Origin of the sequence: Protofrankia sp. Cas8, assembly GCF_963555845.1 — a bacterium.
Lineage (GTDB): Bacteria > Actinomycetota > Actinomycetes > Frankiales > Frankiaceae > Protofrankia.
The window spans coordinates 26,932-28,487 of record NZ_CAUVXI010000054.1 but is presented as its reverse complement, the minus strand read 5'-3'; the positions used below and the strand labels follow the sequence as shown (position 1 = coordinate 28,487).

3 protein-coding genes are annotated in these 1,556 nt (G+C 59.8%); all 3 read left to right on the top strand.

Annotation, left to right across the window (positions count from 1 at the left end; all coding sequences use genetic code 11):
• Positions 1-333 (top strand): hypothetical protein (locus tag U9977_RS10735; RefSeq protein WP_322749074.1); only part of this gene is annotated, 333 nt, incomplete at its 5' end.
• A gap of 18 nt (positions 334-351) precedes the next feature.
• Entirely contained in the window at positions 352-645 is a 294-nt protein-coding gene (locus U9977_RS10730) for a hypothetical protein (protein WP_322749073.1), read from the top strand.
• A 238-nt stretch (positions 646-883) separates the two neighbouring features.
• Positions 884-1,556, top strand: a 673-nt coding sequence (locus U9977_RS10720) for an RHS repeat domain-containing protein (protein WP_322749072.1), incomplete at its 3' end; no start/stop codon positions are given.

The following is a 1,556-nucleotide window of genomic DNA, read 5'->3' as shown; positions in this document are numbered from 1 at the left end:
GAGGGCGCCAAAAATCTTACACCTCCGATGCTCGATAACGAATCTGAGGCATATGTCCGGCGGAAGCACATGCCGGGCGGTGCGGAAGTCAGATCGGATAAAAGCGTTTTCAACCCAGACGTCAACCTTGATGACTTAGTTACTGCTTCGGAGCGGTGGGGATCTCGCGGGCCGAACGCTAGTGGTTTCTATGAACGTGATGTAGACGCGGGGGAGGTCATCGGCAGGCTTTCCGATGACTCTGGAGGCTTGCTTACAACCTGGTATCGTGTCGTACAGGACAAATGGGGGTCTGTTCGCACGATGCATCCGATTCCAAAGCCGATGAGATAGTTGTTAGGGAGATTGAAGGTGGGTTTGTCTATATATATAGAAAATCAGATTCATGGACGGTCTTATGCGGGAAAGGATGCAGGTATCTGGCTTTCTAGATTTCTTCCGTTGGCTAGTCTAGGTAGCTATCTAAAAGGCATTGACGAGTATGGCGATACTATGTTTAATATACCGCAAATGAAGAAGCTTTTGAAGGAGCTCCTTGATATTCTTCAAGGTCACCCAGAGTTGAATGTCGAGATTTCTAATTTCAGGGAATTGATTGAAAATATAATTAGGCACGGAGGGTATATCTGGATTTCTGGCGACTGAACCGCCCGGGGTTGAGTAGAAGCCGGGGTAGCCTGCCGGGTCGTCGTTCGGGTACAACGCCCGGGATGATCTGACCAGTACGACGGGTGCGGCCACCGGTGGTACCCGGACGCTGGGTTATGACGACGCCGACCAGCTGACCTCAGTCAGCTACGCGTCGGGTGGGGCAGTCCGGTCGTTCGGCTATGACAATCTGGGGCGGACGACCGCGGACACGTTGTCCGGGCCGGGTGGGACGTTGCGGGCGGCGACGTACAGCTACGACGCCAACGACAATCGGCTGACCGAAACGTTGAGTCCGGCCGGGTTGGCGGGGTCGGGGAGTCAGAGCTTCGGCTATGATCGGGCGGACCGGTTGACCAGCTGGACCAGTCCGGCGAACGTCACGACGAGCTACGGCTGGGATGGGGCGGGGAACCGGACGTCGGTGGGCGGCACGGCGGCGACGTTCGATGAGCGCAATCGGCTGACCTCCGATGGGACGGCGACCTACACCTATACGGCGCGGGGGACGCGGGCGACCCGGACCGCGGGCGGCACGACCGCGACCACGACGTTTGACGGGTTTGATCGGCTGGTGTCGGACAGTACGTCGGGGACGACGACGTACGGGTATGACGGGTTAGATCGGCTCGCGGTCCGTAACAGCACCACGCTGGGCTACGCCGGGGCCGAGAAGGAGCCGGTCGCGGACGGGACGTCGACCTACGCCCGGGATCCGGATGGGGATCTGATCGGCCTGGGCACGTCGGGTGGGGCGTGGGTGCCGCTGGCCGATACCCATGGGGATGTGGTGGCGGCGTTCACCGTCAAGGGTGCCGGGCTGACGGATCAGAAGGTGTTCGACTGTCCCGCGCCGCGCTGGAGGTCCACGAGCCCGGTCGCTTGGGTCGTTCCTCGTGGGTGTCGGT